The organism is Stappia sp. BW2 (assembly GCF_008107695.1).
Taxonomy (GTDB): domain Bacteria; phylum Pseudomonadota; class Alphaproteobacteria; order Rhizobiales; family Stappiaceae; genus Roseibium.
This window is the reverse complement of the sequence record NZ_VIRG01000070.1, coordinates 1,720,335-1,735,749: the sequence shown is the minus strand read 5'-3', so window position 1 is coordinate 1,735,749 and position 15,415 is coordinate 1,720,335. Positions and strand designations below refer to the sequence as shown.

The window sequence follows — 15,415 nt, the reverse complement described above, 5'->3', positions numbered from 1 at the left end:
TGGATTTTCTTTCGCGGTCTGCTATTGCAGGCGAAAGCCCCCGAACGGGTACAAACGACACCAACAAGACGAAAGACTGCTGAATGTCCAAGCTGGAAGAGCTGCTTGCCCGAAAGGGAGCGTTGCTTGCCGACGGCGCTACCGGAACCAATTTGTTTGAAATGGGTCTCGTTTCCGGCGATGCGCCGGAACTGTGGAACACAGACGAACCGGAAAAGATTATCGCGCTTCACAAGTCCTTTGTCGATGCCGGATCCGATATTATTCTGACGAACACCTTCGGCTGCAATCGTCATCGGCTGAAGCTGCACAAGGCGGAAGGTCGCGTTGGGGAACTCAATATTGCCGCCGTGAAACTGGCGCGCGATGTGGCGCAAGCCTCGGGACGAACGGTTCTGATCGGCGGTTCTGTCGGACCAACCGGTGAGCTTTTTCAGCCTCTGGGTGCGCTCAGCTATGAAGAGGGCGTCGCAGCCTTCAAGGAGCAGATGGAAGCACTGGTCGAAGGTGGCGCCGACATTCTGTGGGTGGAAACCATGTCTGCCGTCGAAGAGATGAAGGCGGCCGCAGAAGCTGCGCAGAATTTCGACGTGCCGCTTGTCATTACCGCCAGTTTCGACACTGCCGGCAAGACGATGATGGGCCTGTCTCCCAAGGGGCTGGGCGATCTTCAGGCGCAATTTGCCTGCACGCCGGTTGCAATCGGTTCCAATTGTGGTGTCGGTGCTTCAGATCTTCTGGCAGCCATCATGGACATAACCGAAGCCTACCCGGATGCCATCGTTGTTGCGAAAGCCAACTGCGGCATCCCGCAGATCAAGGGCGATGAGGTTGTCTACACTGGAACCCCGGAACTGATGGCCAAATACGCACATATGGCGCTCGATGCGGGCGCACGGATTGTCGGTGGTTGCTGCGGCACGTCACCGGTTCATCTCGCGGCAATGCGTGCCGCGGTGGATGCGCATCAGGCAGGTGACCGGCCTACGCTCGAAGAGGTCATCACCGAAATCGGCCCGCTTGTATCCCCGCCGAACAAGGAAGCCGACGCTGCCCGCGCGGAAAACGATGCCTCTGGTTCCGGACGACGCAGAGGCCGCCGGCGCGGCTAGAGGCCGCCCGTCAGCTTAACAACAAAGCCCTCGCTTCTGGAGACAGCCAGAAGCGAGGGCTTTTTTCGACTGGTTCAAGAACTCCGGGGGATCTGCAATCCTGCTGCAGGCTTCACTGCAGCCAGGGAGCCGATGCGCTCCAGAAGATGATGTCGACCCCGAGATATCCTGTGGCATACTCGACAAATTCCGACCGGGTAAACGCCTTGCCCGTGTCCGGATTGACGTATTGCAGGGTGGGCTCCTGAATCGCCATCGCGATCACCGGCAATTTGTCCTGATACTGGTGGAAGAAAGGGTAGGAGTTTTTCATCTGCGCCTTTCGGTTTGGAACGATGTCCGGCCCACCCAGACCAATGCCCAGTTCTGCTGCCTTCTCAAAACTGCGCTGCATATAGCCTTCGCTGTTTGCCCATTCGCAGGGCCAGAAGTTTATGTATTGCACCACTTGGGATTTCTGGAAGGCGCTTCGGGCAAAGGCCATGTTCTCCAGGGTCGCATCGAAATAGGCATCGCAGGTGAATTCTGTCTTGTCCTTTGCTCTATCGATGTCCATGGAGCTTTCCGGCAGGTTGAGACCTTCGATGCGGCCATCGAAATTCTCCGCGAGGGCGGTCAAAAGGGCCTGAAACCGACCGCGAAGGGCTTCGTTCCACTGAACGGCGACCCAGCCCTCCGGCTTTGGGTTTTCAGCTTCGCTGTCATCGACCTGACGGGCCAGGCCACCTGCATAAACAGGATCTTCCAGAATGTAGTCCGGCAGGTAGCGGGCATCTTCGGAGAAGAAACGGTCCTGAAGCTGAAGGAAGAATGCCTTGTCATACTTTTCAGCAATGGCCAGATCGCGTTCGATTGCCGTGAAATCGTAACGCCCTTTTTCAGGTTCAAGCATTCTCCAGTTGTAGAGGATCTGTACTCCGGAAAGCTCTGGATTGGTCAGCAGAGACTGCGTCTGCGAGAACGCGCCGGCGCTTGTGTAGAGATAGTTTCTGACCTCGGCCAGGGCGGCCTGAGGTGAGATCACGGCAGAGACCACCGCTACAAGCGGGGGCAAAGAGTGAAAACTTCGAACGGAAAACACTTTGCTTAAAGCTGAAATCAGTTTGGTCAACGGACGAACCCTTTGTCTGAAAAAGGAAGGCAACCCGACAAAGGTTTGAAGTGAGGCACTTGTGTGACCGGATATGGTTTTGCTCAAGAAACAAATTGACGCAAACGTAAGATGAAATCAGATTACGGTCGGAAAATGAGAAGGATAGGGGGGAGGCTGAATGACGCCGGTAATGACAGGTACGGAAATCATGGAGATGCTGGACAGAGAGTTCCCGCAAATCCATGCCGGTGGGCGCGTTTACGCGATCGACAGTGTTTCACCCGGAGAAGCGGTGGTACGCCTGTCTGCCAACGAGTTGCATCTGCGTCCAGGTGGTACTGTGTCCGGTCCTTCTATGATGGCGCTGGCTGACCTTGCCGCCTATGTCGTGATTCTGGCTCACATCGGCCCGGTGGCGCTTGCGGTCACCACCAACCTGAACATCAACTTCCTGCGCAAACCGGACGCGGGCGATCTTCTTGCCACGTGCCGGCTCCTGAAGCTTGGCAAGCGTCTTGCGGTGGTTGATTGCTCAATCGCAGGTGAGGGGCAGGAAGAACTCGTTGCCCACGCGACGGCTACATATTCCGTACCGCCGCGATGATCGCACCCCGATCAGTTCGTGTTGATCCCGGATATCCGCCTGATCGTCGCCGGGATCTGCCAGGCAAGCTGCAAATTTGGAATGTGTTTCGAGGCCAACAAACAGCGCAATCAAGCTTCCATTTGGGGTAAAGCGTGCTGAGAAATTCTCGGGACGCCTCGAATTGCAGGAGTCTGGTACGCTCAAACAGGCGAAAATATACGGTATTATGATACCGTTTTTTTAAGTAATTGAAAAATAAAAGAAAAATAGAACGTTGTGAGAAATAAGGTTCTTGACGCCCATTCCGGGTAAGCGTATAAGCGCCACCGAACGAAATTTTGGTCCGTTCGCTGGCTTGATACAGGCCGCGCGGGCCTTTTCTTTAACCGACCAGTACGGATCAATCTCATGAAGACCTTCTCTGCCAAGCCGGCTGAGGTCGAGAAAAAGTGGATCTTGATCGACGCAGAAGGAATGGTTGTCGGCCGTCTTGCCGCATTCATCGCCAATCACCTGCGCGGCAAGCATCTGCCGACCTTCACGCCTCACATTGACACTGGTGACAACGTCATCGTCATCAATGCCGACAAGGTTGTGTTCACCGGCCGCAAGTACGACAACAAGAAGTACTACTGGCACACCGGCCATCCGGGCGGCATCAAGGAGCGCACGGCTCGTGCCATCCTGGAAGGCCGTTTCCCGGAACGCGTTCTGGAAAAAGCCGTACAGCGCATGATGCCGGGCGGTCCTCTGTCCAACAAGCAGCTTAAGAACCTCAAGGTCTACGCTGGTCCGACCCACCCGCATGAAGCTCAGTCGCCGGAACTCGTCGACGTCAAGGGCCTCAACGCAAAGAATGATGGCAAGAGGGCTTAACGATGGCTGAGCTGCAATCCCTGGAAGAACTGGGCGGCGCGGTCGAAACCGCTGCCCCCGAAGCTCCGGTCCATGTCCAGAAGCTGGACTCCAATGGCCGGGCCTATGCAACTGGCAAGCGTAAAGACGCTATTGCCCGCGTCTGGATCAAGCCGGGCACCGGCAAGATCGTGGTCAACAAGAAGGACTACACCGAGTATTTCGCTCGTCCGGTTCTTCAGATGATCCTTCAGCAGCCGATCATGCTGACCGACCGTGCAGGCCAGTACGACGTTATCGCAACGGTTACCGGCGGTGGTCTGTCCGGTCAGGCTGGCGCCGTGCGCCACGGCCTGTCCAAGGCTCTGACCCATTACGAGCCGGAACTGCGTGGCGTTCTGAAGAAGAACGGCTTCCTGACCCGCGACAGCCGCGTTGTTGAACGTAAGAAGTTCGGTAAGCGCAAGGCACGCCGGTCGTTCCAGTTCTCCAAGCGTTAATCGCTGGATCTGGAAGTTACCAGTTCGGAAAACCCGCCGGAGCGATCCGGCGGGTTTTTTGTATGTAGCAATACCTGCCGGCGCTTGGGATAGTCTGGGGCCATGCACGACGAGGGCAAGCCGCTGAATTCGAATGTGAAAGATCAGGAGCCTGCAACAGAGGCAAAATTTCTGTCCGGCAGTCTGTTTCGCCATGTGACCGTGATGTCGCTGACAGCATCTGTGGGACTGATGGCGATCTTTGCCGTCGATTTTGTCGACATGATCTTCATTTCCATGCTGGGCAAGGCTGAACTGGCAGCCGCGGTGGGCTATGCCGGCGCGATCCTGTTCTTCACCACATCGTTCAACATCGGAGTTGCCATCGCTGCGGGTGCGCTTGTGTCCAGGGCGCTGGGGGCAGGGGACAGAGAAGGTGCAAGGCAGCAGGCCTCCAATGCCCTGACAGTGGGCGTTCTCTTCAGCGCTGTCTTTGCCGTGGCTGTCTGGTTTTCCCTGGGGCCGCTGGCCACGTTGATCGGTGCAACAGGACGAACGCACGATCTTGCGGTTCATTATCTGGCGATCATCGTACCGACCTTGCCCTTGCTGTTGCTTGGTATGGCGGGCGGCGCCGTTCTGAGGGCGCATGGCGATGCCCGTTGGGCAATGATGTCAACCATCATCGGAGGCATTGTGAATGCGGTGCTCGATCCGATCCTGATCTTCGGCTTCGACCTGGAGCTGACGGGTGCGGCGATAGCAAGTGCAGCGTCTCGGGTTGCCATAGCCGTTTTCGCGCTCGCACCAATCTTTCGTTTTCACGGTGGTTTGGCTTTGCCGCGTCCTATGGCTCTTTTCAGGGATATGCCGTCGATTGCGGCAATTGCCTGTCCTGCCATACTGACCCAGCTTGCGACGCCAGTCGGGCAGGCCTGGGTAACCCGGTCCATGGCCGAATTCGGAGAAGACGCCGTGGCGGGAATGGCAGTGGTTGCCCGCATGTCGCCTCTGGCCTTCGCAACCATCTTCGCCCTGTCCGGTGCTGTGGGCCCGATTGTGGGCCAGAACTACGGGGCCGGACGGTTTGACCGGGTTCGTGACACGTTGCGCGAAGCGCTTCTGTTCACAGCCCTTGTGGTCGGCTTTGCCGCACTTGTTCTGTTCTTGCTCCGCGGTCCGATTGCACATCTGTTTGAAGCGGATGGCGTCGCCCTGACCCTGATTTATCTGTTCTGCGGCCCCTTGGCTCTGGCCTTCTTTTTCAACGGCGCGATTTTCGTTGCGAATGCCTGTTTCAACAACCTGGGCCGTCCGTTCTATTCCACCATGCTCAACTGGGGGCGGCACACCGTCGGCACCATTCCCTTTGTCTGGGTCGGTGGAATGCTATACGGAGCGCCCGGGGTTCTGATCGGACAGGCGGCCGGAGGTATCTTGTTCGGGGTTGCCGCCATCCTGATCGTGCGCGGTGTCATTCGGTCGGTCGAAGAACATCACGAAAAGCCACCGAAACGCGGGCTCTTCCAGCGGCAGGCACGTCAGCTCATCTTGTTCTTTTCAAGACGGTGATGACCTGCGGCGTCCGGAAATCGATCCGGCTGGTTTTGGTGGCCAAAGAACCCGTTCACCACGGTTTCTACGTCCGCTGATCCGGATCAACTGCTGAAATTTCGGACATTCCGTGTGTGAGGAGGCCGGACAGTCGGCGACGTGACGGATCATGTCGCGCAGCGCTTCCAGGGTGTGGATCTGCCTGTCGAGTTCATCCGCTCTCTGGTGAAGGCCTGGCCGGGAGAGGGCGGGTCGACCGTCAGGACCGAACATCGCCTTGATCTCTTCCAGTGAAAACCCGCCGGTCTTGCCAAGGGTGATCAGCGCGAGCTGGTCCAGAACGTCGGGCCCGAACAGACGTTTCAGCCCCCGGCGCCCCACCGACGTGATCAGGCCTTTTTCCTCATAGTGGCGAATTGCGGACGCTGCGATGCCGGTATGCTTCGACACTTCTGAAATATCCATGAATTTCATCTATTGACCTCAAGTCGACTTGAATTTGTAGGCTGTGCTCCTGGCTTTCAAAACGCAAGGAAAAAACAAACATGTCGGATAAAGCTTCATCATCGGGGCGACCGCTCTGGCTGGAAACGGCGGCAATCGCGCTGCTGATGACGGCTACTTTGAAAATCATGGCCAATGCCACCATAAGCCCGGCCTTGCCGGCGCTTGAGGCAAGTTTCCCGGATGAACCCGGCGCGGCCTACCTGACCCGCTTCCTGGTCGCAGCGCCGTCTCTCTCGGTTGTCCTGATTGCACCGTTTGCAGGTTTGGCGGCTGACAGGTTCGGTAGAGGGCCGCTGCTTTTGTTCGGCGTTCTGCTGTTTGCCCTTGCTGGCAGCGCAGGCGCATATCTGCCGGATCTGCAGTCGATCCTGATCAGCCGACTGTTGCTGGGTGTTGCTGTCGCCATAACGATGACAGCCCAAGTTGCGCTGGTAGGAGACCTGTTTTCCGGTCAGCGCCGAAGTGCCTTCATGGGTTGGCAGACAGCGGCGGTCAATTTCAGTGGGTTCCTGTTCATCGGCTTTGCCGGTTGGCTCGCGGGACTGTCCCCCCGATTGCCGTTCCTGGTCTTTATGTTGCCGGTTCTGCTTGTGCCATTGCTGCTGCCGATCCTGAAGCGGGAACGGAACACCCGGCGCGAAAACTCTGGCGACAGATCGGCAAGCCACGTCGCTGTGCCACCAAAAGGCTGGTTCGTTCCCGCTCTGGCCTTGGGCTTTCTGACAATGGTCACCGTGATGTTCTTTTTCCTGATGCCCAGTCAGTTGCCGTTTTATCTGGAGGAAAACGGCCTTGAGAGCGCGTCGGGCACAGCGATGGGGCTCGGTGCACTAACGCTCACGGGAGGCATCGTTGCGATAGCCTACCGGCGGATCAGCACGCTTCTGGGTCTGTCAGCGTCTTTTGGTGCCGGATTTGCGTTGATGGGGCTGGGCTTCGCCGTTCTTTCGGTTGAAGCCATCTGGCCGCTCATCCTTGGTGGGGCCGCACTGGTTGGGGCTGGCTATTCTCTGGTCCAGCCGTCGTTTCTGCTGCTTGCCTTGCAAGTCGCGCCTGAGGAACGGCGTGGCAGTGTTTCGGGAATCGTGACGACGGCGATGTTTCTGGGGCAGGTCGTCTCGCCGCTACTCTTGACCATGCCCATACAGGAATTCGGTTTTGCTGCTGTCTATCGTGGGACGGCTCTGGCGTTGTCCCTGTTTGCGGCAGCCGGGTTCAGTCTGCTCCTGTTCCGCCCTTTCCGGGCAGGGCACGCTGGCTGATGCGGCCGAACGCCGGGGCATGTTGTATGCCCCGGCCAAAGTGTCACGACTTCAGGGCTGTTCCGGCAGCATAGGTTTCAACGACAGCACGATCATCGCCAAGGGTTTGCAGCACGAAAAGTTCTTCCGACAGTGTTTCGGCAGTTTCCATCCGCAAGGCCATCGGCTGGGTCGCCCGCGCATTCAGCACCACCAGGTCTGCGTCCGTGCCAGGCTCAAGGGTGCCGATCCTGTCTTGCAGGGACAGCGCTTCGGCATTGCCGAGCGTAACCCAGAAGAAACACGCGAGCGGGTGGAGGCGTTGGCGCTGGAGCTGCAGCACCTTGTAGCCTTCATCAAGGGTTCGCAGCATCGAATAGTTTGTACCGCCGCCGACATCGGTGGCAATGGCCGTGCGAACGCCGGCTTGCTCCAGCCCGGCCTTGTTGAAGAGACCACTGCCCAGGAAAAGGTTGGATGTCGGGCAGAATACGGCAACGGCGCCGGTCTCCCGCATGGCACCCAGTTCCCGCTCGTTCATGTGGATGCAGTGACCGAGCAAGGTCTTTCTGCCAAGTAGACCGTACCCTTCGTAAACGCCGAGATAGTCTACCGCTTCCGGATAGAGCTCCAGCGTATAGGCGATTTCGTTTTGGTTCTCGTTGATATGCGTCTGCAAATGGCAGTCAGGATGTTCCTTCAAAAGCGTTCCGGCGGCTTCAAGTTGCCCGGGCGTCGACGTGATAGCGAAGCGCGGAGTGATGACATAATACGCCCGTCCGCGCCCGTGCCACTTCTCCAGCAAAGCCTTGCTGCCGTCATAGCCACTTTGAGCGGTGTCACACAGGTCGGCAGGCGCGTTCCTGTCCATCATTGTCTTGCCGCCAAGCATCAGCAATCCGCGCCGCTCCGCTTCCTCGAAATAAGCATCGACCGAGGCAGGATGACTGGAGCAATAGGCGGACGCCGTGGTGGTGCCGTGGGCGGCAAGCGCGTCGAAAAAGGCGGCTGCGATCCGGTTCGCGTGCGCCTTGTCGGCAAACTTCATTTCCGCTGGAAAGGTGTAGTCGTTCAGCCAGTCCAGAAGTTGATCGGCCCAGGACGCGATCACCTGTGCCTGCGGAAAATGAATATGTGTGTCGATGAAGCCGGGCAGGATCAGATGCGGCCGGTGATCGATCACGGCCGTTTCTTCACCTGAAACGGAAACCACGTCCTGAAAGCTTCCTCTGGCCGCGATCTTGCCGTCCCGAACCAGCAGGGCGCCGTCCTCGATATACCTGTAGGCCTGCGTATCGTCTGGTCCCTTGGGGGCCGCGGAAAAGGAGAGCAGCCTGCCGCGCAGGATCTTCTGGGTCTTGTCTGCCACGGCAGGAAATCCTCATGGAAATGGAACGGCGTTCGCCGGTTTGGTTTCCCGTTTTAATCCCGGGGGCTGAAGGCGACAACGGCTCAACCGTATTTGCCAGAGGGAATCAGACACTTTTTCGGGAAGGTCGAGGAATATGCCCGAGGACACTGGGGCCGTGGCGAGCGAGGATTACGAACCGAATCCGGCCGCGGCAGACAGGGCGCCGCCCAGGGCAACAAGCGTTCCCAGAATGGCAAGGCACACGTAGACCGTAAATATGGCTGGAGCACCGTCCGAAGGAGCGGTGTTTTCGCTTCTGGCGTTCCAGGCCGGAGGAGCCGGATCCTGCGCCGAGTTTCTGTCATAGCCAGCCATCAGACCCGCACCTTACCTGCCAAGATATAATCCTGTGTAAACGGGCCGAATATTTGGCCGCCGCTGTTTTCGTGCCCGAAGTCCGGGCCTGGACCCTCAAGAGCGTTCGCTTGTCTCGATGGTTACGTGGCCGATTCCGTGCCGGGCTTTCAACCGCTCGCGAATTTGCCTGAGCACGATTTCCGCATTGTCTTCCCGCTTCAACGTGGCATGCATGGTTGCGTTGACCTTGCCCTCTGCGAGCGACCAGAGATGGATATGATAGACATCTTCCAGGCCGGGAACTGCGTTCAGCAAATCGGTTTTCAAGGTTTCCCTGTCGATGTCATTCGGCGCCCCTTCAAGCAGAATATGGGCAGACTGGCGCATGACCGTGACAGCGGAGCGAACAATCAGCAGAGCCACGAAAACTGACAGGATCGGATCAATGGGATACCAGCCCGTGAAGTAGATCACGACGGCGGCGGCAATCGCTGCAACCGAGCCGAGGAGGTCACCAAGCACGTGCAGGATAGCGGATCGCATATTGAGCGATCCGTCACCACCGCGCTGAAGGATGAAAAACGCACCTATGTTCACCAAAAGACCGATGACGGCGATCACGAACATCGGTCCTGCAAGCACGGTTTCAGGCGTCATAAATCGCCCGGCGGCTTCGATGCAGATCCAGCCTGTTACCACCAGCAGGAAAATGGAATTGGCGAAGGCAATCAACACCGGTAAACGGTCACGGCCATAAGTGAGCCGGGCGTCTGCCGGTTTCTTGGATTGCTGGAACGCCCACCAGGCCAGCCCCAGCGAAGCGGCATCCGTTACCATGTGGACGGCGTCCGCCATCAGTGCCAGCGATCCTGCAAGCCAGCCTCCAACCAGTTCGGCAAACATGAAGGCCGCGATCAGCAAACCGGCCCACGCGACGGCGCGCGCGTTCCTGTCGGTCACTTCCGGCGTGTGATCGTGACCATGTTCGTGGTTGTGGCTGTGACCGTGAGAATGACCGTGGGAAGCGCCGTCGGCATGGTCGTGTTGGCCGTTGTCGCTCATGACAATTTCCTTTGGTCGGAGGCTGAAAAGATCATGCAATCTTTCGACATGTACCACCGGTTGACAAGAACTGCATCCGGATCAGCCCCCTTCAAAGGGGATGAACACAATCGCAGGTGCTACCAACGGGCATCGCCGGCCGGGATTGGCGGGAGGTGACTTCGCTGGTAAAACCTGAAGCACCGTCCTCGGGTGTCCGGTAAATGACACACCCGGCAGTCCGTGCCGATTGATCCGGATCGGCACACCAAGATCCTGCCACACCAGACTTCAAGGAAATTGTCATGTCAGCAGAATTGCCTCGGGAAACCGACAACGCATTTCTGGGTAAATCGATCAAGGGCGGTTCGCATGAACCGACGTATGCTGGGGCGCTGTCTTTCATGCGCCGCCGCTACAGCCGCGATTTGACGGGGATTGACCTGGCCGTTTGGGGCATCCCGTTCGATGCTTCCGTTTCCAACCGCCCCGGCGCCCGGTTCGGGCCTCAGGGTGTTCGCCGTGCATCCGCCATTTTCGATGGCGATCCGCAATATCCGTTCGACATGGATCCTTTCGAGGTTCTCGCCTGCGTGGACTATGGCGATTGTGTTTTCGATTATGGTCGCAACGCGGACGTCCCGGGGCACATTCAGGCCCAGGCGGCCGACATTCTCGCCTCAGGCGCCCATTTGTTTTCCATTGGCGGGGACCATTTCGTCACCTATCCGTTGCTCAAGGCCCATGTTGCCAAGCATGGACCGCTTGCCCTGGTGCAGTTCGATGCCCACCAGGACACCTGGAACGATGAAGGCGACAGGATCGACCATGGCACCTTTACCGGACGAGCCGTTCGCGAAGGTCTGATCGATCCGGACAGGTCAATCCAGATCGGCATCCGGACCCACGCGCCCGAAACTTGCGGGTTGGATATCATTTACGGCTACGAGATGGACAACCTGGGCATCAGTGGCGTGATCGAAAGGATCAAGGAACGTGTGGGGACCGGACCGGCCTACATGACCTTCGATATCGACTGTCTGGACCCGGCTTTTGCTCCCGGTACGGGAACACCGGTTGCAGGTGGCTTGTCATCTCGCGAGGCGCTCTCGGTGCTGCGGGAACTGGGGTCTTTGAACTTCGTGGGCGGTGATGTCGTCGAAGTCGCTCCGGCCTATGACCATGCGGATATCACGTCCATAGCCGGTGCAAGCGTCGCATTGACCTACATTGGCCTGTTTGCTGAGAAGCGCAAACAGGCTGGCTAGACCAGGGCAGGGCTGCAACATGGCGAAGGTCCTCAGTTTGCGGTTTGTGAAAACGCCGGGCAGCATTTCCTTGCCGCCCGGTGTCGCCCGACAGTTCAAGGTGTTCTCGGGGGATCACTGCCTTGAAGGCACTCCTGCGATCGTGTTTGAACTGGACAAGGCGCATATGAGAGGCGTCACATGCATTCACTTGCGTGAAAGGCCTGATTGGTCGCTCGAATGCACGGCCAAGGCCGGAACCGGAAGCTGGGATCTGATTTCCGATGCCGGTGTCAGGACGGGCCACATCGCCGGACGCGGATCATTGAAGCAGGGCTGGAAACTTGAGCTGCCGAGGAGCGGTGCGCTTTATGAACTTGCCGATCCTGACAGCATCGCCAGGCAGACCGTTCGAACCATGCTTGGCGGTGATATGGACGCGTTGGTGCTTCTCGAAAACGGTAATCTCGCGGGAACATTGATCCGCAAACACCGGGATCAGTCAAACGGCAAGAGGGCCGGGTTGCTGGCGGGGCTGAAAAGGTTTGTCACTGGCAGGGACTGGGTGCTCGACGTTCAGCAACAAAATGGCCGGCTGGAACTCGCGGGCACGGACCACCTGGCCGCTCTGGCTTGCCTAGGGTTGGTCGCTGTTGTGAGCCTTGACCTGAGCACTGCCGACTGAACTCGCTTATTTCCCGATGACAGGTGCTGAAAGCGAAGCAGGTTTAACGACGGTTGCTGCGCGCGACGGTTTTCGGGAGATTGTCGTTTTGCGGAACGGCCGTCCAGAAGCGATAAAGCGCGGTTTTATCCTTCATGGTCCGGTAAAGCTGGACCAGCTTGACGAAGCTGACGAACTGGGCCGCGTGCGCGACGGTCAGGCCGGTCAGCGAGAGGATCGGCGACATCAGGAAGCCACCAAGCAGGGCGATCATCCCCCCCATCCAGAAAACGAGGTAAAGCGTCGTCAACCTGGTGCTGTCAGTAGCCGGGACCGGGAGGAACAACCTGTTCAGCCAGACCTTTTCGCCGAAGCTCACCTGTTTGGCCCAGGATGTTGTCTTGCCGGTTTCTCCGATGAGCCCCGGAAGGATTATGACGCATGCCAGAACGCCGACAGCAACCAGAAGCGCGCCCCAAATTCCAAGCCAGACCTGCGACCACAAGGCGGCGGTCAGCAAGCCTGGGGCAACGATCTTCATCATTGTAGAAAGAGCTGGCGCAGGTTTGCCCGATGCAGCTTTCGGCAAAAGAACGGGAGCCTTCGGGCCATTGGCATTTTTCAATGCCGGACGGGCAAGGGGACTCAAGTGACGTCGCGAGGTTTGCATATGCCGCAGCCAGCCTTTCAGATAGGCATCAATCTTACTCGGCGACATGGGGGCTTGGCAAATGACAATCTGTCTCAAGCAACATCAATTTCCGTAAATTTACCAATGTGGACATGTGGTGCGAGGAAGTATTGAGTGCGACGTCACGCGGAGGATTCGGTGTATCCTCAAAGAGCTCGACCGTAATGGCCGGCTACAGGAATGAATAATAAATAGTCAAGAAGCTAACCGAGCCGCCTTCTATTCGATTCATTGTTTTTTAGTCTGAAATCAGTAAAAACATACTAATTGTTGAGTGCGTTAATTTCTATCAATTGGGTTGGGGCATGGTCTTACATACGAGCCAAGATGAAAGGGGCGTTGAAAACAGCGAGATTATTGCGTCTCTGGGCTCCGAGCTGGACCGGCTGAACCGCATTGCGACGTTGTCCGCAAGCGATGAACTGCGGCTAAGCAGTGTCTCGCTTCATACGCTGCTGAACGAGGTTTCCGATTACCTTTTCGTGAAGGATCGGAGCTCTCGCTTCGTTATGGCCAACCTCCAAGTTGCACTTGATGTTGGACTGCAAGACGTTTCTCAATTGATCGGCAAGTCGGATCTGGACCTTCAGCCGAAAGAGGCAGGCTTGAAATTCTATGCCATCGAACAGGAAATCATGGCATCGAATATTCCGCGCATCGATTTCGAAGAACCCTTGGTTCTGGAAAACGGCAAACGGAAATGGTTTTCCTCTTCCAAGTATCCGGTGACAAACAGCAAAGGTGAGGTTGTCGGCATCATCGGTTTGTCCAGGGATATCACTGATCGCAAGAGAGCCCTGCTGCTGCAGCAGGGGCAAAACAAGGTTCTTCAGGAAATTGCTGCGGGCAAGCCGCTGGAACAGGTGCTGACAACCCTGGTGCTGACCATTGAAGACCAGCTGGACGGTGTCATGGGGTCGGTCATGCTGCTGGACGACGCCGGCGAAAAGCTCTTGTCGACCGCAGGGCCCAACCTGCCACAGGAATACCTGGACCTGACGCACGGTGTACCGGTGAGCCCCAAAATGGGGTCATGCGGTACAGCTGTTTTCCGTCGTGAAAGCGTTATCGTTGAGGATGTCCAGAAAGACAGCCTCTGGGAGGATGTCCGCCATCTCATTGCGCCCTTTGATCTGCGATCCTGCTGGTCAGTGCCGTTTTTCGGCAAGGATAGCAAGGTTCTGGGCACTTTCGGGCTCTACACAAGGTCGGCTCGCAGCCCGACCGATCACGAGTTGAAACTGGCGTTCGAGGCGGCCCGGCTGGCTTCAGTGGCGGTTGAACGTGACCGTGCCGAACGCAAGATTCGCTATCTGGCGAACCATGATGTTCTGACCGGCCTGCCCAACCGGCAGGAGTTCAAGACCAAGCTGGAAGAAAAGGTTTCCGAAAGCGACAGAACCGGAGATCCCGTTGCCGTCGTTTTTGTCGACCTCGACAATTTCAAGTTCGTCAACGATAGCTTTGGACATGCGATCGGCGATCAGGTCCTGATGATTATCGCCGAGCGCATCATGTCCGTTCACACCGGCACACATCAAGCCATCCGGTTCGGCGGGGATGAGTTTGTCCTGATCGTCGATGGCGAGTCGGCGCTGAAACCCGCTCTGAATGAATTCATGACGAGGTTGCGCGACGAGGTTACCAAGACGATCCACATTGATGATTTGTCTTTCCACGTTACCTGCAGCATAGGGGCCGCCTGTTACCCGCAGGATGCGGACTGTGCGGCGAAGCTGCTGAGCAATGCCGACAAGGCCATGTTCGAAGCCAAGTCCGCCGGGCGTGACAGCTACAAGGTTTACGAGAAGACCCGTCCGGAACGTTCAGTCAACAAACTGACGCTTTTGGAAGAAATGCGGAAGGGCATCGATAACGGCGAGTTTTTCCTCGAATATCAGCCACAGTACAACCTCGTCAGTGGACGTATCGTGGGTGCAGAAGCGCTGGTCCGCTGGCAGCATCCTGTCCTCGGGCGCATGATGCCTGGCGAGTTCATTGCTCTGGCTGAAGAAAGCGGTCTCATCGTGCCGCTCGGCAGATGGGTGACGCGAGAAGCCTGCCGGCAGAACAAGGAATGGCTGGACAATGGCCTGTTGCCGATTACGGTCGGCGTCAACGTGTCCGCCCGCCAATTCCGGGACGACAGCCTGATTTCGGACGTCCGTGAGGCGTTGTTGGAAACGGGGCTCGGATCGACGTATCTGGAGCTGGAACTGACGGAAAGCCTGTTGATTCAGAATGCGGAGCAGGCCGTCGAACTGATGGACGAATTCCGCCGGCTGGGCGTGAAACTTGCGATAGACGACTTCGGAACGGGGTATTCAAGTCTTACCGCATTGAAGATCTTTCCGCTGACCAGGCTCAAGATTGACCGCAGCTTCATCAGCGATCTGGACTTTGACGAGAGTGACCGCTGTATCGCAAAGGCGATCATCTCTCTTGGCAGGGAACTCGGTCTTTGTGTTGTGGCTGAAGGCGTGGAGACGGCAAAGCAGCAGGCGTTTCTCGCCAGTTGCCAATGTGAAGTCGTGCAGGGCTTCCATTTCGGACGTCCAATGGAAGCGAGCAAGTTCGGCAAGCTGCTAGCGATGACGCTGACACCTCTGGACGCACATTTCGGCTGAAAACTCATTG

The 15,415-nt window shown here is 57.4% G+C and carries 15 protein-coding genes; 9 read left to right on the top strand and 6 right to left on the bottom strand.

Annotation, left to right across the window (positions count from 1 at the left end; all coding sequences use genetic code 11):
- The first annotated feature begins 83 nt into the window (after positions 1-83).
- The gene (gene bmt, locus FMN63_RS26935) at positions 84-1,112 is read left to right on the top strand and encodes a betaine--homocysteine S-methyltransferase (protein ID WP_148587139.1); all 1,029 of its coding nucleotides are present in this window, start codon (positions 84-86) and stop codon (positions 1,110-1,112) included.
- A gap of 112 nt (positions 1,113-1,224) precedes the next feature.
- Here bmt and FMN63_RS26930 read toward each other — a convergent pair whose 3' ends face one another.
- A complete protein-coding gene (locus tag FMN63_RS26930) occupies positions 1,225-2,136 on the bottom strand; it encodes a hypothetical protein (RefSeq protein ID WP_286192773.1) in 912 nt (303 codons plus the stop codon).
- Positions 2,137-2,383: 247 nt separating this feature from the next.
- Between FMN63_RS26930 and FMN63_RS26925 the strand changes: the two genes are divergently transcribed.
- The 4 genes from FMN63_RS26925 (at position 2,384) to FMN63_RS26910 (ending at position 5,697) form a co-directional block, all read left to right on the top strand.
- A complete protein-coding gene (locus FMN63_RS26925) occupies positions 2,384-2,809 on the top strand; it encodes a PaaI family thioesterase (RefSeq protein WP_148587137.1) in 426 nt (141 codons plus the stop codon).
- 390 nt (positions 2,810-3,199) lie between these two features.
- Entirely contained in the window at positions 3,200-3,667 is a 468-nt protein-coding gene (gene rplM / locus FMN63_RS26920) for a 50S ribosomal protein L13 (RefSeq protein WP_006935155.1), read from the top strand.
- 2 nt (positions 3,668-3,669) lie between these two features.
- The gene (gene rpsI / locus FMN63_RS26915; RefSeq protein ID WP_148587136.1) at positions 3,670-4,146 is read left to right on the top strand and encodes a 30S ribosomal protein S9; all 477 of its coding nucleotides are present in this window, start codon (positions 3,670-3,672) and stop codon (positions 4,144-4,146) included.
- A gap of 102 nt (positions 4,147-4,248) precedes the next feature.
- Positions 4,249-5,697 carry an MATE family efflux transporter gene (locus FMN63_RS26910; RefSeq protein ID WP_162855092.1) on the top strand — a complete coding sequence of 483 codons (1,449 nt, stop codon included), beginning with the start codon at positions 4,249-4,251 and terminating at the stop codon, positions 5,695-5,697.
- Here FMN63_RS26910 and FMN63_RS26905 read toward each other — a convergent pair.
- Entirely contained in the window at positions 5,686-6,153 is a 468-nt protein-coding gene (locus FMN63_RS26905; RefSeq protein ID WP_148587135.1) for a helix-turn-helix domain-containing protein, read from the bottom strand. The genes FMN63_RS26910 and FMN63_RS26905 overlap by 12 nt on opposite strands.
- 71 nt (positions 6,154-6,224) lie before the next feature.
- Between FMN63_RS26905 and FMN63_RS26900 the strand changes: the two genes are divergently transcribed.
- A complete protein-coding gene (locus tag FMN63_RS26900; RefSeq protein WP_148587134.1) occupies positions 6,225-7,448 on the top strand; it encodes an MFS transporter in 1,224 nt (407 codons plus the stop codon).
- A gap of 43 nt (positions 7,449-7,491) precedes the next feature.
- Here the strand turns inward: FMN63_RS26900 and guaD are convergent, their stop codons facing one another.
- The 3 genes from guaD to FMN63_RS26885 form a co-directional block, all read right to left on the bottom strand.
- Positions 7,492-8,796 (bottom strand): guanine deaminase, encoded by a 1,305-nt coding sequence (gene guaD, locus FMN63_RS26895; RefSeq protein WP_148587133.1) that lies wholly within the window; start codon positions 8,794-8,796, stop codon positions 7,492-7,494.
- Between the two features lie 171 nt (positions 8,797-8,967).
- On the bottom strand, positions 8,968-9,153 hold the full coding sequence (locus FMN63_RS26890) for a hypothetical protein (RefSeq protein ID WP_148587132.1): 186 nt from the start codon (positions 9,151-9,153) through the stop codon (positions 8,968-8,970).
- A gap of 96 nt (positions 9,154-9,249) precedes the next feature.
- The gene (locus FMN63_RS26885) at positions 9,250-10,197 is read right to left on the bottom strand and encodes a cation diffusion facilitator family transporter (protein WP_148587131.1); all 948 of its coding nucleotides are present in this window, start codon (positions 10,195-10,197) and stop codon (positions 9,250-9,252) included.
- Between the two features lie 284 nt (positions 10,198-10,481).
- Between FMN63_RS26885 and speB the strand changes: the two genes are divergently transcribed.
- Positions 10,482-11,444, top strand: a complete 963-nt coding sequence (speB, locus tag FMN63_RS26880) for an agmatinase (RefSeq protein ID WP_148587130.1) — start codon at positions 10,482-10,484, stop codon at positions 11,442-11,444.
- Positions 11,445-11,463: 19 nt separating this feature from the next.
- Entirely contained in the window at positions 11,464-12,108 is a 645-nt protein-coding gene (locus FMN63_RS26875) for a hypothetical protein (protein ID WP_148587129.1), read from the top strand.
- A 43-nt stretch (positions 12,109-12,151) separates the two neighbouring features.
- Here the strand turns inward: FMN63_RS26875 and FMN63_RS26870 are convergent, their stop codons facing one another.
- Complete coding sequence (locus FMN63_RS26870; protein WP_353619243.1) at positions 12,152-12,757, bottom strand: DUF6653 family protein; 606 nt, start codon at positions 12,755-12,757, stop codon at positions 12,152-12,154.
- A 326-nt stretch (positions 12,758-13,083) separates the two neighbouring features.
- Here FMN63_RS26870 and FMN63_RS26865 point away from each other — a divergent pair, with 326 nt between their 5' ends.
- Complete coding sequence (locus tag FMN63_RS26865; RefSeq protein WP_148587127.1) at positions 13,084-15,405, top strand: sensor domain-containing protein; 2,322 nt, start codon at positions 13,084-13,086, stop codon at positions 15,403-15,405.
- Positions 15,406-15,415 lie beyond the last annotated feature (10 nt).